Raw genomic sequence first — 22,235 nt, 5'->3', positions numbered from 1 at the left:
AGGAGAAGAGACGGTGCCGATCACCCTCGAGTCCCCGATCGAGGCCGTGCTGGGAAACAGCAAGCACGCCACGAAGTTCACCAAGGGTCTCGGGCTGCGCACCGTCGGCGACCTGCTCTACCACTTCCCGCGGCGCTACCTGCGCACCGCCGACCTCAGCCAGACGCCGCAGCTGCACGAGGGCGAGATGCTCACCGTGCTCGGCGAGGTGGTCCGCAGCGTCGTACGCCAGCACACCGACCGCCGCACCGGCCGGCCCGCCTTCCGCGTCGAGACCCAGCTCAAAGCCGGCAACGCCGACCTGCAGCTCACCTTCTTCTCCAAGTCCCAGCGGATCGCCGAGTGGCGCCGCGGCGTGCTCGCGCCGGGCGTCCGCGGTGTCTTCGTCGGCAAGGCCGGATCGTTCCGCGGCGAGTGGCAGCTGGCCAACCCGCAGATGGTCGTCTTCGGCGACCCGTCCGACTCCGAGAACGCCGCCGAGGCGGCCGACAACCAGATGGCGGTCGAGGAGCTGACCGAGCTCTTCCCGATCTACCCGCTCACCGCCGGGCTCCAGCACTGGGACGTGATGCGCGCCGTGCGGTTCGCACGCCAGGTCGTCGAGGACGTCACCGACGTGCTCCCGGAGCAGCTCCGGGAGACGTACGCCGTCCCGGGGCTGCGCGACGCCTTGGACCTGATCCACGCGCCCCATGAGCCCAAGGACGTCCAGCGCGCCCTGCACCGCTTCCGATTCGAGGAGGCGCTCGGGCTGCAGCTCGTGCTGGGGCGCCGGCGACGGGCGCTCCAGGCACTGGGCACCACCGCCCGCACCGGTGGGGTCCACCAGCTGCTCGAGGCCTTCGACGAGCGGCTGCCGTTCACCCTCACCAAGGGACAGGCGGAGATCGGGGACGAGCTCGAGGCGGCGCTGGCGCAGCCCCACCCGATGAACCGCCTGCTCCAGGGCGAGGTCGGCTCCGGCAAGACGCTGGTCGCGCTGCGCGCGATGCTGCGGGTGGTCGACTCCGGGGGCCAGGCCGCGCTGCTGGCGCCGACCGAGGTCCTCGCCCAACAGCACTACCGCTCGATCACCGCGATGCTCGGCGACCTGGCCGCCAGCGGCTTGGCCGGCGGGCTCTTCGCCGGCGACCAGGAGCAGACCCATGTCGAGCTGCTCACCGGCTCGATGACCAAGACCCAGCGCAAGGGGCCGCTGAGCCGGATCGCCACCGGCGAGGCCGGGATCGTCGTCGGCACCCACGCCCTGCTCCAGGACCAGGTGATGTTCGACGACCTCGGCCTGGTGGTCGTCGACGAGCAGCACCGCTTCGGCGTCGAGCAGCGGGCCGCCCTGACCGACAAGGCAGGCACCCCACCGCATCTGCTGGTGATGACCGCGACGCCGATCCCGCGCACGGTCGCGATGACCGTCTTCGGCGACCTCGAGGTCTCCACGCTCACCGAGCTCCCGGCAGGACGCGCCGAGATCCAGACCAACCTGGTCTCGCTCGTGGAGCATCCCGCGTGGATCGCCCGGGTGTGGGAACGCGTCAAGGAAGAGGTCGAGAAGGGCCACCAGGTCTACGTCGTCGCCCCGCGGATCAGCGGCGACGAGTCGGAGCAGGGCGAGAGCGACCAGCGTGACTTCGACGCCGACGGCAACGAGGTCAAGGCCGCTCCGGCCCAGCTCTCCGCCGTCGACGAGGTCACCGAGGAGCTGACCGCCGGTCCGCTGCAGGGGCTCAGTGTCGCCAAGCTCCACGGCAAGCTCCCCGCCGAGGAGAAGGAGCGCACCATGAGCGCCTTCGCCGCCGGCGACATCGATGTGCTGATCGCCACCACCGTGATCGAGGTCGGTGTGGACGTACCCAACGCCACCACCATGGTCATCCTCGACGCCGACCGCTTCGGGGTCTCCCAGCTCCACCAGCTGCGCGGCCGGGTCGGCCGTGGCGGGCTGCACGGGCTGTGCCTGCTCGTCTCCCACGCCGAGGCCGGCACCCCGGCCAGGACCCGCCTCGACGCGGTCGCCCAGACCACCGACGGGTTCGCGTTGTCCCGGGTCGACCTCGACCAGCGCCGCGAGGGAGACGTGCTCGGTGCCTCCCAGTCGGGTCGGCGATCGAGCCTGGAGAGCCTGCGTGTGCTCCGTGACGAGGAGACCATCCTGGAGGCCCGCGAGGCGGCCGAATCGCTGCTCGAGGCCGACCCGGATCTCGCCGCCGCACCGCTCCTGGCCGAGCGGGTCACCGAGATCGAGGAGTCCGCTTCCGCCGACTACTTGGAAAAGTCCTAAGGTGTCCCAATGACTCGGATCATCGGAGGTGTCGCAGGAGGGCGACGCCTACTCGCTCCCAAGGGGGTGCGGACCCGTCCCACCACCGATCGGGTCCGCGAGGCGCTCTTCTCGGCGATCGAGTCCTCCTTCGGATCCCTGGCCGGACTGCGCTTCCTCGACCTCTACGCCGGCACCGGCGCGGTCGGGTTGGAGGCATGGTCCCGCGGCGCCGGAGTGGTGACCCTGGTCGAGTCGGACCGGCGTACGGCCGGGGTGATCCGGTCCAACGCGAAGGAGCTCGGCTTCCCGCGGGCCGACGTGGTCGCGGCCACCGTGGCGAGCACCCTGGTGACGCCGCCGGTGGCCCCCTACGACCTGGTCTTCCTCGACCCGCCCTACCCGCTCTCCGACGACGCCGTCTCCGAGGACATCGCGCTGCTGGTCAAGCACGACTGGCTGGTCCCGGCTGCCCTGGTTGTCGTCGAGCGCTCCGCCCGCAGCCCCGAGCCGGTCTGGCCCGACGGGTTCACCGACCAGAAGTCGAAGAAGTACGGCGAGACCATGCTCTGGTACGGCATCGCGCCGGACTGACCGGCTGGACCGATCGAATGGGAGAAGAAGTGACAATGACGCGTCGTGCGGTGTGCCCGGGTTCGTTCGACCCGCCCACGTTCGGCCACCTCGACATCTTCACCCGCGCCTCGGCGATGTTCGACGAGGTCGTCGTCGCCGTCGGGGTCAACCCGTCGAAGTCGAAGCGCCTGTTCACTGCCGAGGAGCGGATGGAGATGATCACCGAGGTGACCGCTCCGCTGGGCAACGTACGCGTCCAGGGGTTCACCGGTCTGGTCACCGACTTCTGTGTCGAGATCGACGCCCAGGCGATCGTGAAGGGGCTGCGCGGGGCGCCCGACCTGGAGTACGAAGCGCCGATGGCGCAGATGAACGCCCACATGACCGGCGTCGAGACCGTCTTCCTGCTCAACGACCCGCGCTGGGCTGCGGTCTCCTCCTCGCTGATCAAGGAGATGGCCCATTTCGGTGGGGATGTGTCGGCTTTCCTGCCGCCGGATGTTCTTGCACGACTCACCAAGCGTTTGGCAGAACGTTCCGAGTAAGGGGCACCGTTCGCCGGTATCGTTTCAAGAACTCCCCGACAATCCCTTCCCTGGAGATCAATGTCCACCTCAGGCCGTTCCCCGCTTTCCTTGGCCAAGCAGTCCTACGCCGCTTCCCTCAAGGCCGTCGGTCGCGGGCTGACGAAGACGGGACTCGCGAAGGAGACCGCGCCGCCGGTCGAGCAGCGTTGGCGCCACTGGGCTCACTCGCTCACCAAGGTCTACGACTCCCTGGCGATGGCGAAGCTCGACGTGCCGTGGTGGACCTACGACGCGATCGCCGCCGTCGACGCCTGGCTGAGCGAGCGTGAGCGCCCGATCCGGATCTATGAGTACGGCTCCGGCGCCTCCACCATCTGGCTCTCCCGTCGCGCCGACGAGATCCACTCCGTCGAGCACCACAAGGGTTTCGGCGAGATGATGCAGGCCGAGCTCGCCGGCGAGGAGAAGATCTCGCTGCGGGTCATCGAGCCGGTTGCCAGCGACAACCCCGTCGTCCCCTCGCAGAAGGAGGGCCACGCGGGCCTCGACTTCGAGGCGTACGTCAACTCCATCGACGACGTCGACGGCGAGTTCGACCTCGTGGTGATCGACGGGCGTGCCCGTGAGGCGTGCCTGGAGAAGGCCAAGGACCGGCTCGCTCCCGGCGGGATCATCGTCTTCGACAACAGCCGCCGCAAGCGCTACGTCGAGGCCATCGCCGCCTCGGGGATGAAGGAGACCATCCACGCCGGTCTCACCCCGACCCTGCCCTACCCCGAGCGCACGTCGGTCCTGACCAAGGGCTGATCTCGTACGTTTCGTGAGCGGCGGCGTGGATTGTCCACGCCGCCGCTTGCGCGCTCTAAGGTCTGGCGCATGGCATCACCGGGGGAGCGAAACGAACCAGTCGGAGCTGTGCGTTGGGCGACGTTCGCCGGGGTCTGCATCGCGGCGCTGGTCTGGGCGGCCTACTCGGTCGGCGCCCAGAACGGCTCGTTCCTGACCCAGGACTTCGGCGCCCAGTACCACCTGGCCAAGCTCACCGCCCACGGCGCGATCCCGCTGGTCGACTTCGAGCACGGCTGGAACGCCGGCTCGTTCTGGGTCAATGCATCGCTCTACGCCATCGCCGGCGGCAGCCCGACGATCTGGTACTTCCTCTGGGGCCGCATGCTCGGAGCCGGCCTCGGCGCGGTCCTCGCCGCTGCCATCGGACTCCGTCTGCGCCTGCACCCGGCCGTGATGATCGCAGTCGCGCTCGGGGTTCTCCTGCTGGCCACCCCGCTGCACATCAAGTACACGATCTGTCTGCTGTGGGTCTTCGTCCTGCTGCCGACCGGTTGGCTCGAGTCACGCCGGCGCCTGGCCGCGGCCGCACGGGTGCTCCTCCCGGCCCTCGTCTTCTGGCAGTACGTCGAGCTGGCCGTGCTCCTCACCGGTGCCTCGGGGCTCTTCGAGCTGTTCGCGCGGCGCTCGGCGCCCTGGCGCACCCGGATCTTCAACTGCGTCCAGCTGGCTGGTGGATTCGTACTCGGGCTGGTCGTCCAGGCGGTGGCGTACAAGGTCTTGTGGGGGCTCTCCTTCGCCGACTTCAACCGGCAGGTGATCCTCGGGCAGACCGAGACGCACGAGGGTTCGCAGTACGCCGTCTGGAGCTTCTTCGACCTGCCGACCGAGTCGGGGCGCTTCTTCATCCTGGCGCTCTACCCGTTCGCGCTGCTGATTCCGTTCGTGCCGCTGGTGTGGCAACGGATCTCGGACTCCACCCGGCTGATCGCGCTGGCCGGGCTGGTCCTCGTCGTCGTCCCGATCCGGCGCGTCGACAACCCCCACACCACCACCGTCTCCGCCCTTGTCCTCCTCGCAGTCGTCCTGGCGGTCGCCGAGCTCTACGAGCGCCGCACCACCCCGCCGTCGGTTGAGCCGGATTCGCGAGGAACGAGTGAATCCGAGTCGAAACCAATACGGTCCGTCATCGCACTACCTCTCGCCGTGCTCGGCGGAGCCTGGGCAGCTGCCACCCTCTGGATCGGCTTCGGCCTGCAGAGCATGCTCGGCGCGATTCTCCTGGTGGCGCTGGCGATCGCCGGAGCGACCCTCGGCGCAGCCTTCCTAGGACGGGCCGTTGCGGCGGTCTCCGCCGGGGCGCTGGTCGTGCTGGGCGGCGTACCCGCTCTTGCCGCCGTCGACCACCTCGACGACATGCGCGGCGACGCGAAGTCCTTCGCGGTGAGCGACTCGATCGCCCGCTGGGCGGGCCCGGAGTACGAACGCTGCAGCGGCGGCACCCGCGAGGCGCTGGTCATGCCCAACTATCTCGAGCTCTACGACGCGCTGGCGATCACCAACCCGACCCCCTACTACCTGTTTCACTACGACTTCGCGCAGTACGAGGACGTGCTGGTGCCTCAGCTCGAGGACGGCTCGATCCCGGTCATCATCGAGACGATGCCGCTGCACACTCCGCAGCCGTGGCTCACCGATGCCCTCCGCGCCAACTACGTCCCATGCTCGGTCGTCAGGATCGAGAAGCAGACCACGACTGTCACGATCTGGACCCACAAGTCCCGCGGCGAGATCGCCCAGCGCGATCTCACCGTCCGCGACGGTGAACGCATCCCGACGAAGCAGGACTGACTCCGAGCGTTATCGGATCTGATAATACCCAAGTGGTATGCTGGCATGGTGCAGCCACAGAAGCCCGACCGCGACACCCAGGAGGTCATCGACGCCCTGGGCCGATCGGTTGCGATCAGTGGGCTGTCGCAGGCCGCGTTCGCGCGCGCGGTCGGGACGTCGGCGCCGCGGATGTCGACCTATCTGAGGGGCGCCACGAGGCCGTCTGCTTGGTTCTGTGCCCGAGCGAACCGGTTGGCCAAGGCCCTCGCGGACGCCGACGAGCGGCGGCTGATGTCGGCGCCCGAGACCGCCACCGACATCCGTCGTGCTCTGCGGGCGGGGAAGCGGGCCTGGGCATGGCGGATGTTGCTCCAGGGGCGCGATCATCTCCGCCTGATGCTCACCGACACCGCCTACGCCGACCTTGACCTGACGGGTTCTTGGGAGGCTGTCCCCGGACCGACCGGAGACACCGGTTTCGACGCCCTGCTTGCTGCGCTCGCATCGCACGAGTTCGAGAAGGCTGGCCACCTCGCGCCGGAGTGGACGCAGATCGAACCGCTCGACGAGGAGTGGCAGCCTCCCCATCCTTTCCTCAGCCCGGAGCGGGTCGTCGACCGGACCCCGCTCTGGCTCCGACGCCTCCGCATCTACGTTCCCGAGCGTGACCTGGCCACGGCATGAGTATCGACCGGCGACACGAGTTCACCGCGGCCGAGATCCAGGCGTTGCTATCGGTGCTCGACGAGCGACTGCGGGACCAAGGAGTCGCGGCGTCGGTCTTCGTGGTCGGCGGCGCCGCGATTGCCGCGAGCGGGATCCGGGAGAATCGCGTCACCGTCGATGTCGATGGCATCACCCGCCAGCCGGTGGTGATCGAGGAGGCTCGCGCGCGTCGCGACTGATCAAGCATCGCGCTGAGCAGATCTGACGGGGCTTCAGGACGTAGGTCCCAGCGTTCCGCGCCCAGTTGGATGCGACAGCGCGTACTTTCGGAGCATGCTCGATGCGTCGGCCACGACAGGGGTCCCCTCGCAGGCACGTCGAGGGCGTGAACACATCGGCCCGGTCAGATGGGCGACCTTCGCGGTGATCGTCGTCGTCGCCGTCGTACATGCCGCCTACACCCTCACCGCGCAGCTGGAGCCGCTGACTGGGGACAGGGGAGCGCAGTACTACCTCGGCAAGCTCACGGCCGAGGGTGCGGTCCCGCTGGTCGACTTCCAGCACGGCTGGAACGCCGGTTCGTGGTGGGTGAACAGCCTGGTCTATCGCCTGGCCGGTGGCGATCCTCTGTGGTGGGAGTTCTTCCTGGGCCGCTTCTTCGGCGTGACCCTGGCTGCCATCCTCGTGGCCGCGATGGGGCTGCGCAGGCGCGTACATCCGGCTGCGATGGCCGCAATGGCGCTGGCCGTCCTGACGCTCGCGTCGCCCGCTCAGGTGAAGTACGTCCTCCCTGTCGTCTTCGCGTTCATCCTCCTGCCCGGCGGTCGGCTCGACTCCGGACGCTGGTCGTTGGCCGTGCGGGTGCTGGTGCCGGCGGCCCTCTTCTGGCAGCACGTCGAGCTGGCGATCCTGCTGACCGGTGCGGCGGGACTGTACGAGCTCATCGGGCGGGAGAAGGCAGCGGTGCGGGAGAGGCTGACACGATGTGTCGCCCTCGCCGCCGGACTCCTGGCCGGAGTCGTGTCGGAGGTGCTGTTCTACCGGATCGGCTACGGAATGAGCCTCGCCGAGTTCAACCGCCAGGTCGTCTTCGGTCAGGCCCAGCAGTTTCCGAACCACTTCGGCTGGCCCTTCTTCGACGTGCCGTCCGACGGGGAGGGCTACGAGATCGTCGCTGTCTATCCCTTCCTCCTGCTGCTGATGTTCGTGCCGGTCATCTGGCGTCTGTCGAGCGACCCGACGCGGTTCCTCGCGTTGTGCGCTCTTCTTCTCGCGACCGTCCCCATCCGGCGTCCCGGGCCCGGGCACGCCGAGACCGTGAGTGCCCTGGTGTTCGCGGCGCTGATCTTCGTCCTCTGCGACGTGTACGACCGCAGGGACCAGATCTCGTTACCGAGCCGGCCGAGGTCCATGTCCAGTTTGCAGGCGGTGACCGCGGTCGTGGGGTTCGCGACGGGGGCGGCGTGGGTGGGTGCGGCTCTTGCGTTCGGATTCGGTGCCCACAGCCTGATCGGTCCGCTGATCCTCGTGCTCGTCGTCAGCGTCATGATGATCGGCGCGAGGCTGCGCGCGAGGCTGGTCGCCGTCTCCGCGGGTGCCTGCCTCGTCCTGGGGCTGGTTCCGCTGGCCGCAGCCATCGAGCACGTCGACGACCTGAGCCGGGACAGTCGTCAGCTCGAGGCCGCCGAGATCTGGGGAGACGCGATACGACCCGAGATGACACGGTGCTTGAAGGGTGGCCGTACCGCTTTCGTGCTGGGCAACCAGCTGTCGCTGTATGACGCCCTCGATGTCGAGAACCCGACGCCGTTCTACCTGTTCCACTACGACTTCGGTCGCAACGAGAAGCAGCTGACGGCGATGATGGCCAGCGGAGAGGTCCCGGTGGTGCTGCAGACGACCGCGATGGCCCGCGGCGGCTGGGTGGAGACCGCGATCGAGAAGGACTACGAGCCCTGCGCCGAGATCTCGATCGCGGAAGAGCACCTGCGCTTCCGCATCTGGGCGCACCGCTCGCTCGAGCCTTTCGAGAAGCGGGCTGTCACGGTCCAGCCCGACGGCACCAGGACTTCCAGCAGGTTGCCCTAGTCGTCAGGGCACGTACGGCCGAGGACAAGAGCCAACTCAAAGGACACGCGGCCAGCTCGCGAGAGCACCGGAGAACCTGACATAGGATCTCGATCGCCCGCAAGCTCATCCGAAGGTCGTGAATGCTCCGCTCTCCCAGTGAGGACCGCGCCGAGGTACGACTCCAGAAGCGGCTGCTGGCGGCGATGGTGCTGATGGCGTTCTTCGCGCTGAGTCTGAGCAGCTACGTCGCGCTGACCCGGTCGCTCCAGTACCAGACCCGGGACGAGGGGCCGAACGCCGGCTATGCGGTGGAGCTGGCCTCGGGACGGCTGCCGACTATCGACACGCCCGTCACGACCGATGCCCGCCGCTATCCCCAGGTCGTCAAGGGCCTGGAGACCATGGCGGATGAGCCGCACCGGCACATCTGGACCGCCAACCACCCTCCGCTCTACTACCTGATGTCGCTGCCGTTCGTGACCGCGGCCGGGGCGCTCGACGCACCTCAGGTGATGATCGCCGGGATGCGGCTCATCAACGCCGTCGGCTCCGCGCTGTGCGTACTGCTGGCGGGACTGATCGCCTTCGAGGTGACCCGGCGGGCGGCGGTCGCGTTCCTGGCAACGGGGATCAGCGCCTCGTGTGCGGTGCTGGTGACCGCCGGCGGGCACATCGCCAACGACGGGGTCGCGGTCGCGGCGTCGTCGCTGACCCTGCTGGCCACGATCCGGATCCTCAACCGCGGTTTGTCCCCGAGGCGCCTGGCGCTGGTCGCGCTGGCCGGAACCGCCGCGGCGGCGGCGAAGGCGCCGGGGGTTCTGACCGTCGTCCTGTGTGGTGCGGCCATCGCGGTGGCTCTGCTCCTGAGGGACCACTCCCGTCGCGGGGTGATCCGCGCCCTGGCTGCCTCGGCCGTGGCCACCGGTGTGCCGGCGCTCGCCACCGGCTGGTTCTACGTCCGCAACATCGTCCTCTACGGCGACCCGACCGCCTCGGATGCGCTGCTGGACAAGTTCGACCGGGAGCCGAACGGGACCTGGTGGCAGATCCTGACGGACGGCTCGCTCTGGATGGACTGGTACGAGCGCCTGTGGGCACCGGTGCTGGCCGAGGGGTACGCGGCGGCGGCCGACGTGCTGGCCGTCGTCGCGGTGATCGGCCTTCTCGTGCTGCTCGTCCGCCGCAGGGCGACCGGACCGACAGACCTGCCCACCTCACGCGCTGGCTGGCTGCTGCTCACAGTCCACGCGGCCGTCATCCTGGCGAACCTGGTCGGGTTCGTCGCGGGTGGAGGGAACCCGAACGACCGCTATCTGATGCCGCTCATGCCGCTGCTGGCCACGGCGCTCGCCCTCGGCGTGATGACGCTCGTCGACCTGATCCCACTCGGCCGGCGCAAGCCTCGGGCCGACCTTGCGGCATCCGTCATCACGTTCGCGCTGGGTGGCTATGCCCTGCTGATCTTCGGCTGGTTCGTCGACTCGGTGACGTACGTCGGCCGCCTGCCGAACTCCGAGTCGCGTGGCGCCGGGCTCGTGGTCGCCGTGGGCGTGGCGTGCGGTGTGCTCGCCGTCTGCATCGCGGCCCGCCCGGCTAGGACGTACGCCGCCCGAGAATCGCTCCCAGACCAGCCAGCACCACATCGGCAAGAAGCAGGAGGACCCGCGAGGCGAGCGCGACGGTGAGCGCCTCGGGGACCCCGATGATCGGGCCGAGGGTGAGGGCGAGCAGCGCCTCGCGGATCCCCGCGCCGGCCGGGGCGGGGATGAACGCGATCCCCGCGGCCCAGGCCAGGGCCATCCCACCGGTCGCGGCCGCGACCTCGACCAGCCCGATCGAGGCGTACGACTGCATCATCACGGCCAGGTGGAGGCCGAAGGCGACCCAGGCGAGCACCGCCCAGCCGATCGCGGTGAAGAGACCCCGCGCGGTGAGGCGTACGCCGAGAGGTTCCCGGCCGAGCCGGTCGAAGAGCCAGTCGAGCACGCCCGGGACGACGCGCGGGTGCAGGCAGATGGCCAGCGGCACCAGCAGGAGCAGCAGCCACCAGTAGCGGTCGAGGCCCTCGGACGAGGACCAGGGGAGCAGGAGCGCGCCGACGCCGATGCCGCTGGCGACGACGACGCCCATGAAGAGGATGTTGGCGCCGAGCATCGTCCGGCGGGCGACGCCCCAGCGCAGCCCGAACTGCATCTGCGCGACGACCGGCCACACCGACCCGGGCAGGTATTTGCCCAGCTGGGAGACGTAGAAGACCGAGTGGGACTCACGCAGCGACGGCCGGATGCCCATGCCGTGCAGGATGGCGACCCAGATCTGGCCGATCAGCATGGTGCCGACGATCGCCAGGACCCCGGCGATCGCGACACGGCCGAGGCTCAGCTCCTGGACCGCGATGGCCAGGTCGGCGCGCTGGCGCCAGACCAGATAGGCGCCGCCGAGCACGACGACGAGGGCAAGCACGATCTTCAGCAGCCGCTTCTTCAGACTGGGCGTAGCCGACGACCCGGCCTCCGTTGCGGAGACCGGGTCGGAGTGGGTCGTTGTCACAGGCTGGTCGTCCACGTCTCGCCGGACTGGGCAGATGACTTGCTCGCGCGGGCCTGGGTGTGCGGCAGGTCGAACTCGGCGACCGAGGTCTGGTCGCGGAGCATCTCGGTGCCGGACTTGCCGAAGCGAGCCTTCTTGGTGTGCTCCAGGTCGTCCTCGATGAGCACCCGGTTGGTGCGGATCAGGTCGGAGATCACGCCGAGCATCGCGGACATGAAGGCCAGGTTGATCAGCACGCCACCGAGCAGCAGCGACTGGATGTGGTTGCCGTTGTCGCCGCTGATCCACAGCACGAGGTAGCGGAAGAACGGGATCGCCCCGAGGACGAAGAAGAAGGCGGTGAGCCAGACGAAGATGGCGTACGGCTTGTACATCATGTAGGAGCGCACGATCGCCGCGCCCGACTTCATGATGTGCTCCGGCATCGACTTGAACAGCCGCGACTCACGCGTCTTGGCGTTGGTCTCGATCGGCACCGAGGCGATCTTCATCCGCTTGTTGCCCGCCTGGATGATCGTCTCCATGCAGTAGGAGAAGCGGGTCACGGTGTTGAGCAGCATCAACGACTCGCGCGAGTAGGCGCGGAAGCCGCTGGCCGCGTCGGGCAGGTCGGTCTCGGCGGCCATGTTGACCACCTTGGAGCCGACCTTCTGCAGCTTCTTCTTCAGCCCGGAGAAGTGCTCGATCTGGTCGACCTGCCGGTCGCCGATGACGATGTCGGCCTGGCCGTGGATGATCGGCTGGACCAGGTCGGTGATGCGGTCCTGCGGGTACTGGTTGTCGCCGTCGGTGTTGACCACGATGTCGGCGCCCAGCTCGAGCGCGCGGACCACACCGTCGTGGAAGCTCCGGCCGAGACCCTGGTTGCGGGAGTGGTGCACGAACTCGCGCACGCCGTGCTCCTTGGCCACCTCGACCGTCCGGTCGGTGCACCCGTCGTCGACGATCAGGATCACGATCTCGTCGATTCCGGGGATCTGCTTCGGAATCGACTCCAGCACGGACGGGAGCGTCTCCTCCTCGTTGAGGCAGGGGACTTGTACGACAAGCTTCACAGGGACCTCAGGCAAGTAGTGGGACCGAACACGGAATTCGGGCAGATGAGGGGCTTCTGAGCCGCCACATTACCGCGTGGATTCTGCGGCCCCACGCCCCCTCGCTGGTGTCATCCGGCGTATGTGCTAGGGAAACCTGGTGTTCAACACCGGTCTATGCCGTGTCCGCTCGTTCGCCCGTGAGCCGGGCAGGTCGGTGGGCTATGGACGGGCCGGAGGTCGGGGCAGGTCGTCGCGGAAGCGTGCCGGCCGCCCCTCCTTGCGGGCGCGCGTGGCTTCCTCGAAGTTGTCGGTGAGCAGCCGCAGGTAGAGCTGGCCGATGCCCTCGATCGGCATGTAGCTCTCCATCGAACCGGCTGCGATCCCGGCATGGAGCGACTTCTTGGTCAGCTCGATGCCCGGTTGGGAGAGCTCCGCGATCCGCGTCCCGATCGCGATGGCCTCCTCGAGCACCGGGTCGGCCAGCCGCGAGACGAGCCCGATGCGGGCGGCCTCCTCAGCACTCAGGTCGCGGCCGGTGAACATCAGATCCGCCGCATGGCTGGAGCCGACCGCCCGCGGCAGCAGATAGCTGAGCCCGAGCTCGCTCGCGGTGAGGCCGTTGTTGATACCGGCTGCACGGAAGTACGCCGCGGTGGAGGCGATCCGGATGTCGCAGGCGAGAGTCAGGCAGAGCCCGCCACCGATGGCCGCACCGTTGACCGCCGCGATGACCGGTTGGTGCAGGCGGCGGATCGTTCCGATCACGTCCTCCAGGAGATCCAGCGACCGTAACGCGTAGCCCGGTCGGGCGAGCCCCTCGGTGTGCGGTGGCCGTCCCGCCGACTCTTGGTCCGCGCCGGCGCAGAACGCACGGCCGGCGCCGGTGATCACGATCGCCCGGACGCTGTTGTCGTGGCCGATCTCGACCAGCTGGTCGCGTACCGGCACCATGACGTCGAACGACATGGCGTTCATCCGCTCGGGACGGTCCAGGGTGACGACGGCGACGCCGTCGGCGGGGCAGTCGACCGTGACGTACGACATGGTCAGCTCACCTTCTCGGCGCAGAGGGCGTCAGAGATCTCCCGGGCGCGGCGATAGTCGGCCTTGCCGGTCACGTGTCGGGGCACCTTCTCGACGACGTGCACGGTGCGCGGGACCTTGTAGCCCGAGAGCCGGGTGCGCAGGTGCGCGCGGACGCCCTCGACGTCGAGTGCGACACCTGGCCGGGGCTCGATGAGGGCTGCGACCTGCTGGCCGTAGGTCGGGTCGGGGAGCGCGAAGACGAGGGTATCGAAGACTCCCGGATGCGACTTGAGAGCGACCTCGACCTCCTCGGGGAAGACCTTCTCGCCGCCGGTGTTGATACAGCCCGTCCCGCGCCCGAGCAGGGTCAGCCGATGGCCCTCCTCGATCTGGACATAGTCGCCGGGCACTGCGTACCGGATGCCGTCGATCTCGATGAACGTCCGCGCGGTCTTCTCCGGATCGCCCAGGTAGCCGATCGGGATGGTGCCCGAGCGTGCCATCAACCCGATCGCACCGACCTCGCTCGGATCGATGATCCGGTGTCGTTCGTCGACCACGGCCGTTCCCGGGCCGAGGTGCACCAGCGACCCCTTGTCCGCCAGCGTCTCGTGCTCGATCCGTCCGTTGCCGGTCATCCCGGTCTCGGACGAGCCGATGACATCGAGCACCACCGCGTCCGGGAACGCCTTGATCCACCGCTCCTTGACCTCGACGGAGAAGAGCGCGGCCGCGCTGGTCGCGGTCGTCAGCGTGCTGCCGTCGTAGGCGCCGCGCTCGAACTCCTCGATCAGCGGACGTGCCATCGCATCCCCGACCAATGAGATCGTGTTGATCCGTTCGGCCTCGAAGGTCCGCCAGATCGTCGGCGGGTCGAACTTGGGAAGAAGTACGTTGGTCTGCCCGGTGATGAACCGCATCAACATCGCCCACTGCCCGCTGGCGTGCATGATCGGCCCGAGCTGGAGCGAGACCAGTGGCGACGGATTCTCGGCCGCGGCCCGTGACGGCGCGAACTCCTCGATCGGCTCCCGGGTCGCGAAGTCGGTGCCGCCTCCCAGCGCCCGCCAGGCATCCTCCTGCCGCCACACCACGCCTTTGGGGTAACCCGTCGTCCCGCCGGTGTAGATGATCAAGACGTCATCAGCGCTGCGCTCGCCGAACCCTCTCGTCGCGGGTTCGCGATCGAGCGCCGTCCGCCAGTCGATCGACTCGTACGCCGCGCTCTCGCCGCTGCCGTCGCGGATCGACATCACATGCCGAAGGTGCTCATGCCCTGACACGACTCCCGCCAGCACCGGTGCATAGCGGTCCTCGTGGACGAGGCCGACGATCCCGGAGTTCTCGAAGAGATGGTCGAGCTCGGCCTCGAGGTAGCGGTAGTTGACGTTGATCGGCACCACCCGCGCCTTGAAGCACCCGAGCATCGCGACCACATGCTCGGCCACGTTGCGGGCCATCAGACCGACATGCTCGCCCGGCTCGATCCCGGCACCGAGCAGGTGATGAGCGAAGCGATTGGCCTCCGCGTCCAGCTCGGCGTACGTGTAGCGCACCTCGCCGGCGATCAACGCCGGTCGCTCCGGGACGACATCGACAACATGCTCGAACAGGTCGGCGATCTGAACAGCCATGAGCGAGACCTTGGTACCTCGGCGGACCGGTGTCACGCCTGCGGTGTCGCTGGGTGGAACGTGTTCTAGATATCGACATCCTTCGGGGCCAAGGAGTCGTTCCTGCTTCGCCGCCACCTGCGGAACACGGTCGGGATGAACAGGAGGGCGAGAAGAACAAGAACGCCGACCGCGGAGATCACCGCCCCAGCCCGCAGACCGGGTGCGTCATAACGGAGGGTGACGGTGTGTTCGCCGTCGGGGACCGGTACCGCGGCGAAGGCGTGGTTGCCGGCGACCAGGTCCACCGGGCGGCCGTCGACGGTCGCCGACCAGCCCGGGCGGGCGATCGAGTCGGCGACGACCAGGTAGCCGTCTCCGTCCGCGGTGACCTCGGCCGAGATCGTCTCGGCCTCGTCGCGGCGTACGTCCACCTGGGCGGTCGAGCCGGACGCGGCCGGGGTCGAGTCGTCGTCGAGGAGCACCGTGCCGGGGGCGACGCCCTCGGTCAACCGCTGCACTCGTGTGGGCCCGTCGGTCACGACCTCGCTGGTGCCGGCCCAGCGGATCCGGGGCAGCGCGCTCGCGCGCTCATAGACGACCGCGCCGGCGGAGGCGTGCACCACCCGGAGGCCGTCGCCCTTCTCCGGCCGGACCGCCGTGCAGACCGCGGACCCGTCGGCGCGGCCGGCCAGGTGGACAGGCTGCCGCTTCCCTTCGAAGGAGACGGTGACCGGCACCGGACCGGAGGTGAAGCGGTGGTCGGGGATCGCGACGCGCAGCTTCTCGCCGCGCTTGAGCGGGCGGTTGACGGCGATGGCCCGCTCGGACGTGACCTTCTCGGCGCCGGCCCCGACGCTCACCCGGACGAGCGTCGGCATCTGCGCCCGCGGCTTCAGGCCATTGGGCACGGTGACCTCGACCCCGCGCAGGCTGCCCTTCGGGACCTGGCACGTCGCCTGCTGGTCGGGCATCACGGTCAGCAATTGCCGCTGCGCGGTCGGCACGGGCGTCGGCTCGGCGGCTCCGATGTCCTCCATCGGCTGGGTCACCCAGTAGCGGACCGAGAGCTGGTCGAGCACCGGCTGACGCCCCGGCGTGGGGATGTTGGCGGGGAAGTCGCTGTAGGTCGGGGACAGCTGGGCATCAGGGCTGACCGCCGCGATCAGCGCCTTCCACTCCGGCGAGGTGAACTCATGGCCCGTCGGCGTACGCAGCCGGTAGTGGTCGGCGACGCCCGTGTGCTCCCAGCTCGAGGCGCCGTAGCGCTCCTCGCCCAGGTTCTCCTTCAGGAACTCGTGGGCCGGCGTCACCGGGTAGAACTCGTCACGGTCGGTGAGCGGCAGCACCTCGCGCGCGAACATCGTGCTCTGCGCGAGCACGGCCAGCACGAGCACCAGCGGGCCCAGCAGCCGCAGCCGGCCGCGCAGCAGCAGCGTCGCCGCCACCGCGATGACCGAGACCACTCCCAGCAGCGCGGGTACCCGCAGCTTCGCGGCGACGTCCGGGATCGGCCGCGGGGCGCCGTCGATGTAGGCGTACGCCGCAAACAGGAAGTACGCAGCCACCCCGGCGGCCGCCAGCAGCACGACCAGCGCCACCACCAGACGCGGACGCCAGGACCGACCCTCCCCATCGGAAGACTTGGACGCCTCGGCCCGCTGGACCAGACGCTCCAGCCCGATCCCGGCCAGGACCGCACACAGGAACCCGAAGATCGAGTTCGCCCGCCCGAAGCTGTTGGAGCTGTAGCCGGGCAGCTTCTGGAGCAGCTCGAGCGGCAGCCCGCCGATCCACAGCAGCCAGACGACCGCGGCCAGCACGACCGCGAGCAGGGCAGGCGTCGAGGGGCGGCGTCCGCCGGGGAGCCTGACGATCAGGGCGCACAGGACCAGGATCAGCGCCGCGACGCCGATGAATGAGATCGACTCGATCGGATTGTCCTCGCCGGCCCAGAGCCCGTCGACACAGGTGCCGTAGACGTCGGGGGCGACGGTGGTCAGCACGAGACTGGCGGGCTTGACCTGGTTGGGGACCCGCTCCTCGAGCCCGAGAGCGCTCATGTTGAGCGCGAAGGGGAGCAGCTGGACCGCGGAGAGCGCGACCCCGAGCCCGACCCCGCCGGCGGCGATGCCGCCCGCGACGAGCGTGCGGCGCGTGTCGCCGAGCGCGAGCGCCCGGACGACCACGTAGATCCCACCCAGGGTCAGCGCGAACATCGTCACCGCCGGGAACCCGCCGAGCAGCATCGCGGCGACGACCACGCCCACGGCGGCTAGATCGCGCGCACCGCGCTCCCGCACCGCACGGTCCAGCGCCCACAGCAGCAGCGGGATCAGGCAGGCGACCTTGGTGTGCGGCCAGTTGGTCCACATCATCATGAACCCGGAGGTGAAGAAGACCAGCCCGGCGACCAGCGCGATGCTGCGCCGTACCCCGAGCCGGCCGAGGAACAACACCATCCCGGCCAGCACCAGAACCAGCTCGGTCAGCTTCACCCACGCGGGCGCCAGCCACAGAGGCATCACCCAGTAGGGCCACGAGACCGGGCTCAGCACGGCGTGGTTCGGCAGCGAGGCCAGCGGCGTGCCGCCCACCTCGTAGGGCGCCCAGGTCTGCCAGTTGCCGTGGCGCGCGCCTTCGACGATGTTCTCGACGCCAGGCAGGTAGTAGTCCCAGGTGTCGCCGCGGCACCACAGCGTCCCTTGCGGGATCGGGCCGTCGGCGGCGTACGGCATCATCGCGTGCAGCCATCCGGTGTCCAGCAGCATCCCCTGACCCACGAGCGCGGGACCGAAGGTCACCGCGACGAAGAGGGCGAGGAGTGCCAGTACGACGCCCGAGCGCCACCGATCGGATGGGATCACAGCCGGAAATCTATGAGTAGTCGGGAACGGGCGCAGGTAGCGCGCGCGGTAGATCGCTCAAGTTGTCTTTCGGTCGGCCGCCCGGCGGGTCAGTCGCGCTTGGTCGCGACGGCCACCAGCCCGGTGCCGGTGTCGGGCCGTAGCCGCTGCAAGGCCATGAACGGGCTGGTCGCGAGCGCGATGGCCGCGCCCTTGAGCTGGCCGCTGGGCTGGAACGTACGCCCGGTCGCCCGGGTGAGCTCCTCGGGTGTGAGGTCGCCCACCTTCTCCAGCTTCCTGGCGTCGATCCGGTTGCGGACCGCCTCCAGGGCGTAACCGAGCGGCCAGCCGTAGACGGTGATGTCGACCTCGCCCAGACCGGCCTCCTCGAGCCGGTTGGACAGCTCCTCAGGGCTGTAGCGACGGAAGTGCCCGGCATGCCGATCCATCGGCCCGAACCGCTCCTGGAAGGCCGGCACCGAGAGCACCAGCTGCCCGCCGGGGCGGATGTGGGTGACCCACTCGGCCAGCGCCCCCTTGTCGTCCTCGATGTGCTCGAGCACCTCGAAGGCGCAGACCATGTCGTACGTCCTGCCCGACTCCAGCTCCGAGGACATCGCGTTGAGCACCGTGCCGCCCATGCACGTGATCCGCTCGTACGCCACCGCGAACGAGTCCGCGTCGGGCTCGACCCCGAGGTAGTCGGCGCGGGTGGCCAGGCGGGCGCCGAAGGCACCTTGGCCGCAGCCGATCTCCAGCGCCGTCGCCGGAGCCAGTCGGTCGATGATGCGGCTGACGACGTCGTAGCGGAGCCAGGCGCGGGGTGCGAGCGGAGGCAGCGGGCGGTCGGTGGCGTTGAGCGTCATCTGGTTCCTGGGTCGGGTTCGGTTCACGTAAGACATTCGAGGATGGGGGAGGCGACGGCCTGCGGGGTGTAGTGCTCCCGGGCCTGCTCGTAGGCGGCCTCGCGCAGGCGCTGGGCCTCGTCCGGGTCGTCGGCGAGCTTGGTCAGGGCGGAGGCGAGCTCCTCCGCGCTTCCGGGGGAGACGAGCATGGCCGCGCTCTCCAGCATCCGCCGCTGGGGCGCGGTGTCGGAGGTGACGACCACGGCGCCGGCCGCGGCGCCCTGGAACGCCTTGTTGGGCACCACTCGGCGTGCCTGCGGGACGGTGCCGAAGATGCCGAGGCTCACGTCGAACCCGGCGACGAAGTCCGGCAGCTCATCGGCGTCGACCCAGTCGACCCAGGAGACTCGTGGGTTGCCGGCGGCGAGGCGCCGGGCCTCCTCGTACTGCTGGCCCTGGCCCACCATCGTCACCTCGATCCGCTCGTCGTCGGCGAGGATGTCGAGGGCGTCGGCGATCACCGGCGCGCCGTGGGTGGGGGAGAAGAGCCCGACGAAGACTGCCTGCAGCGGCGCCTCGGTCGGCCGTTCGAGCGCCTTGGCGCCCGCGTCGAACCACTCCGTGGTTGCACCCACCGGGCACACGACCGAGTGCCGGCGTACGTCCTCGGGCAGTCCCTCCTGCTGCTCGACCGTGTCCACGATGACCACGTCGGCCTGCTTCAGCGCCATCGCGTCGATCGCCTTCATCAGGCGCAGCTTCAACCCGTCCGAGCCGGCCAGCCGCCGGTTGGTGGCGACGCCGGCCGCCGAGACCATGTGGTCGAGCAGGATGGTCGAACGCGGATGGAGGAGACGGGCCAGATGTACGTCGAAGTGGCCCAGATAGCCGACCAGGACGGCGTCGGGACGCCCGCGCCGACGCCGTCGCAGCGACTCGGCGACGAGCCCGCTCCAGCAGGTCAGCAGGCGCAGCACGAGCAGCGGAAGCCGCCACGGTTGTCGCAGGATCGCCACCCTCGCCGCGGTGTCCAGGCCAAGCGGCCGATTGACCTCGGTGACCTCCGCGCCACAGGCGCGTAAGCCCTCGATGAGTACCGCGACCCGCGGATGGGAGGCCACGTCGTAGGTGCCGAAGGCGACGATGTGCATCACCTCAACGTTAGGGTCGAGGTCAAGGAAAGATCGAGCAGCACACCCCGCATCTGAGATGTCGGCACCCGAAAAGTGCTGCCAAGGAGGACCCGTGGGCCGAGGTTGGACGAAGGCGGTGCCGCTCAAGGCGGTGGTCGTCGCGATCGTCGTCCTCGTGGCGGCGTACGCGGTCCACCGCAACTGGGACGCGCTCGTGCGGGGCTTCGAGGAGCTGCCGCTGTGGGTGCTCGGAGTCGCCTTCACGCTGACCGTGCTCGCCCAGGGCGTCGCGCTGCTGATGTGGCGGGTGGTGCTGGCCGATCTCGGCTCGCCGCTCCCGCTGGTGCCCGCGGCCAGGATCTTCTACGTCAGCCAGCTGGGGAAGTACCTGCCCGGCTCGGTGTGGACGATCGTCGGGCAGATGGAGCTCGCCCGCGCCGAGCGGGTGCCGCGGCGTACGTCCCTGACCCAGGGCGTCCTCGTGCTGGCGATCGCCGTCGGCGCCGGGGTGATGGTCTCGGTGCTGCTGATGCCGTTCCTCGGGCAGGAGACGTTCGCGCGCTACTGGTGGGCGATTCTGCTCCTGCCGCTGATTCTGGTGGCGCTGCATCCGCCGGTCTTCGCGAAGGTGGTCGACACCGGGCTGCGGCTGCTGCGACGCCAGCCGCTCGAGGTGCTGCCGACCTGGCGGGGGATCGGCACGGCGCTCGCACTGCAGGGCGTCGTCTGGCTCCTGCTCGGCCTCCAGATCTGGGTGGTCGTGGTCGGCCTGGGTGGCGATCCGCTGCCCTCGTTGCTGGCCAGCGTCGGCGGCTACGCGCTCGGGTTCAGCCTGGGCATGGCCGCGATCGGGCTCCCGGCCGGCGCCGGGCTGCGCGAGGCGGTCCTGGTCGTCGCCCTCTCCGGCGTCCTCTCGCCCGGGCTGGCGCTACTGGTCGCCCTGCTGGCCCGCGGCATCGCCGTCCTGGTCGATGTCGTCGTCGCCTTGGGCGCCGCCTTCCTGACCCGTCGCGCCGGCGACCTTCCCTCACCAGCCTCCTCACCCAACGAACCACTCGGGAGACCTCTGTGCCCACCGCACGGCCCACCGCACCACAGCTCTGGACCGCCGGCCTGATCGCCAACCTCATCACCTGTGCCGGCGTGTGTGCCGGCTACGCGCTCTCCTCGCCGCTCTACGGCACCAAGGACGAGGTCGCTCACGTCGACCACGCCTACCAGCTCTGGCACGGCACCCTGATCAGCATCGGCGACCCGATGCGGATGCCACAGATCTGGGGCTACACGCTGCCCTTCGACTGGACCGGCCAGCATCCACCGCTCTTCTACCTGCTGCTGGCACCCGCGGTCGGACCGCTCACCGACGCCGGCCACCTGCTCGCCGCCGGGATGGCTGCACGCGGCATCGCCCTCGTGATCACCTGCCTGGTCGTGGCCGCGGTGATGTGGACGACGCGCCAGATCGTCCCCAGCCGCCCCGAGGTGTCGATCGCGGCCGGGCTGGTCACCGCGCTCAGCCCGGCGCTGACCAGGCTCGGCGGCGTCGTCTTCAACGACAACCTGTTCGTGCTGTGGGCCACCCTCCTGGTCGGCCAGACCGTCTGGCTGCTCCGCAACGGGCCCCGGACCTGCGGGTTGGTGCTCTTCGGCCTGTACGCCGCAGCCGCCCTCGGCACCCGGCTCCCCGCTGTCGTCTTCATCGGCCTGTGCGCGACGACCCTCGGCCTGGTCTGGCTGTTCGGCCCGCGCCGGGACTGGGCGGGCATCCTGCGTCTGGGCGTCGCGGTGCTCCTCGCCGTCGCCGTCAACGCATGGTTCTACATTCGCAACTTCCGCGCCACCGGCAACTGGTCCGGCATGCAGACCGACCTGGTCGGCAAGCCCGGCAGCCCCCTCGAGGAACGGGAGGTACGCCCCGTGCTCGACGTCGCCACCGACCCGGACATCTGGCGCCAGCTCCTGATCCCGCCGGCTCTCCAGCAGCATGTCACCATCGGCGCCGTGCTCACCCTCGCTCCGCTCGTGCTCGGCCTGGTGGTCGGCCTCCGCGCCTTGTCCCGGCCGCGACGCGAGCCCGTACGGGTGGCGACGGCGCTGCTGCTGCTCGCCCTGACCGCGGTCATCGTCGGGATCCAGCTCAACTACGCGGCCGGTGGCGGGGGAGCGTACTGGCGCTATCTCATCCCGCTCACCGTCGTGACGAGCCTGCTCACCGCACTCGGGCTCGCCGCCACCCCACGCCTGGCGGGGCCGGCGGTCGCGGTCTGGGCCGCGGCGGCGTTCGCGGTCTTCGCCGCCCACATCGCCCCGCCGAACCCCGGCGGTGGCGACCTGGCCACCGCGCCTGTCTTCCAGTCGGCGGCCTGGGTCGCCGCGGGCGTCGCCGGTGTGGCGTGCGTGATCGGTGTGGTGACCGTCCTTTTGGTCGCCGTCGTCCGGTCCCGGTAAGATCTCATCTGATCTGTCGTGC

At 69.5% G+C, this 22,235-nt stretch carries 18 protein-coding genes; 11 read left to right on the top strand and 7 right to left on the bottom strand.

The features are described 5' to 3' along the window. The first annotated feature begins 13 nt into the window (after nucleotides 1-13). The 9 genes from ABTW65_RS16500 (at nucleotide 14) to ABTW65_RS16460 (ending at nucleotide 10,400) form a co-directional block, all read left to right on the top strand. Entirely contained in the window at nucleotides 14-2,278 is a 2,265-nt protein-coding gene (locus tag ABTW65_RS16500) for an ATP-dependent DNA helicase RecG (protein ID WP_350661893.1), read from the top strand. Between the two features lie 9 nt (nucleotides 2,279-2,287). Further along, the gene (rsmD, locus tag ABTW65_RS16495; RefSeq protein WP_350661891.1) at nucleotides 2,288-2,851 is read left to right on the top strand and encodes a 16S rRNA (guanine(966)-N(2))-methyltransferase RsmD; all 564 of its coding nucleotides are present in this window, start codon (nucleotides 2,288-2,290) and stop codon (nucleotides 2,849-2,851) included. A gap of 35 nt (nucleotides 2,852-2,886) precedes the next feature. Further along, entirely contained in the window at nucleotides 2,887-3,378 is a 492-nt protein-coding gene (gene coaD / locus ABTW65_RS16490) for a pantetheine-phosphate adenylyltransferase (RefSeq protein ID WP_350661889.1), read from the top strand. Nucleotides 3,379-3,438: 60 nt separating this feature from the next. Beyond that, complete coding sequence (locus ABTW65_RS16485) at nucleotides 3,439-4,167, top strand: class I SAM-dependent methyltransferase (RefSeq protein WP_350661887.1); 729 nt, start codon at nucleotides 3,439-3,441, stop codon at nucleotides 4,165-4,167. Nucleotides 4,168-4,275: 108 nt separating this feature from the next. Beyond that, entirely contained in the window at nucleotides 4,276-5,997 is a 1,722-nt protein-coding gene (locus ABTW65_RS16480; RefSeq protein WP_350661885.1) for a hypothetical protein, read from the top strand. A gap of 45 nt (nucleotides 5,998-6,042) precedes the next feature. Next, nucleotides 6,043-6,663, top strand: a complete 621-nt coding sequence (locus ABTW65_RS16475; protein WP_350661883.1) for a helix-turn-helix domain-containing protein — start codon at nucleotides 6,043-6,045, stop codon at nucleotides 6,661-6,663. Continuing rightward, nucleotides 6,660-6,884 (top strand): hypothetical protein, encoded by a 225-nt coding sequence (locus ABTW65_RS16470; RefSeq protein WP_350661881.1) that lies wholly within the window; start codon nucleotides 6,660-6,662, stop codon nucleotides 6,882-6,884. The genes ABTW65_RS16475 and ABTW65_RS16470 overlap by 4 nt, the downstream gene beginning before the upstream one ends. Before the next feature lie 94 nt (nucleotides 6,885-6,978). Continuing rightward, nucleotides 6,979-8,733 (top strand): hypothetical protein, encoded by a 1,755-nt coding sequence (locus ABTW65_RS16465; protein WP_350661878.1) that lies wholly within the window; start codon nucleotides 6,979-6,981, stop codon nucleotides 8,731-8,733. Nucleotides 8,734-8,855: 122 nt separating this feature from the next. Then, on the top strand, nucleotides 8,856-10,400 hold the full coding sequence (locus ABTW65_RS16460; protein WP_350661876.1) for a phospholipid carrier-dependent glycosyltransferase: 1,545 nt from the start codon (nucleotides 8,856-8,858) through the stop codon (nucleotides 10,398-10,400). Here ABTW65_RS16460 and ABTW65_RS16455 read toward each other — a convergent pair. From ABTW65_RS16455 to ABTW65_RS16425, 7 genes are all read right to left on the bottom strand, one after another. Next, nucleotides 10,309-11,265 carry a hypothetical protein gene (locus ABTW65_RS16455; RefSeq protein ID WP_350661874.1) on the bottom strand — a complete coding sequence of 319 codons (957 nt, stop codon included), beginning with the start codon at nucleotides 11,263-11,265 and terminating at the stop codon, nucleotides 10,309-10,311. The two genes, ABTW65_RS16460 and ABTW65_RS16455, sit on opposite strands and share 92 nt — an antisense overlap. After that, a complete protein-coding gene (locus tag ABTW65_RS16450) occupies nucleotides 11,262-12,320 on the bottom strand; it encodes a glycosyltransferase family 2 protein (protein WP_350661872.1) in 1,059 nt (352 codons plus the stop codon). The genes ABTW65_RS16455 and ABTW65_RS16450 overlap by 4 nt, the downstream gene beginning before the upstream one ends. Nucleotides 12,321-12,521: 201 nt before the next feature. Further along, complete coding sequence (locus ABTW65_RS16445) at nucleotides 12,522-13,346, bottom strand: enoyl-CoA hydratase (RefSeq protein ID WP_350661870.1); 825 nt, start codon at nucleotides 13,344-13,346, stop codon at nucleotides 12,522-12,524. Nucleotides 13,347-13,348: 2 nt separating this feature from the next. Further along, nucleotides 13,349-14,962: an acyl-CoA synthetase gene (locus ABTW65_RS16440; protein WP_350661868.1), complete on the bottom strand. Its 1,614-nt coding sequence runs from the start codon at nucleotides 14,960-14,962 to the stop codon at nucleotides 13,349-13,351. Between the two features lie 65 nt (nucleotides 14,963-15,027). Further along, complete coding sequence (locus ABTW65_RS16435; protein ID WP_350661866.1) at nucleotides 15,028-17,808, bottom strand: YfhO family protein; 2,781 nt, start codon at nucleotides 17,806-17,808, stop codon at nucleotides 15,028-15,030. Between the two features lie 89 nt (nucleotides 17,809-17,897). Further along, a complete protein-coding gene (locus ABTW65_RS16430; RefSeq protein WP_350661864.1) occupies nucleotides 17,898-18,680 on the bottom strand; it encodes a class I SAM-dependent methyltransferase in 783 nt (260 codons plus the stop codon). Next, on the bottom strand, nucleotides 18,677-19,783 hold the full coding sequence (locus ABTW65_RS16425) for a glycosyltransferase family protein (protein ID WP_350661862.1): 1,107 nt from the start codon (nucleotides 19,781-19,783) through the stop codon (nucleotides 18,677-18,679). Before ABTW65_RS16425 ends, ABTW65_RS16430 begins: the two co-directional genes overlap by 4 nt. 94 nt (nucleotides 19,784-19,877) lie before the next feature. On the opposite strand from ABTW65_RS16425, the gene ABTW65_RS16420 reads away from it, so the two are divergent. Further along, the gene (locus tag ABTW65_RS16420; protein ID WP_350661860.1) at nucleotides 19,878-20,882 is read left to right on the top strand and encodes a lysylphosphatidylglycerol synthase domain-containing protein; all 1,005 of its coding nucleotides are present in this window, start codon (nucleotides 19,878-19,880) and stop codon (nucleotides 20,880-20,882) included. After that, a complete protein-coding gene (locus ABTW65_RS16415; RefSeq protein WP_350661858.1) occupies nucleotides 20,834-22,213 on the top strand; it encodes an ArnT family glycosyltransferase in 1,380 nt (459 codons plus the stop codon). The genes ABTW65_RS16420 and ABTW65_RS16415 overlap by 49 nt, the downstream gene beginning before the upstream one ends. The last annotated feature ends 22 nt before the right edge of the window (nucleotides 22,214-22,235 follow it).

This window comes from Nocardioides sp. NPDC127503 (assembly GCF_040302165.1).
GTDB lineage: Bacteria > Actinomycetota > Actinomycetes > Propionibacteriales > Nocardioidaceae > Nocardioides.
The sequence above is the reverse complement of the archived record's forward strand: the minus strand, read 5'-3'. Positions and strand labels throughout refer to the sequence as shown.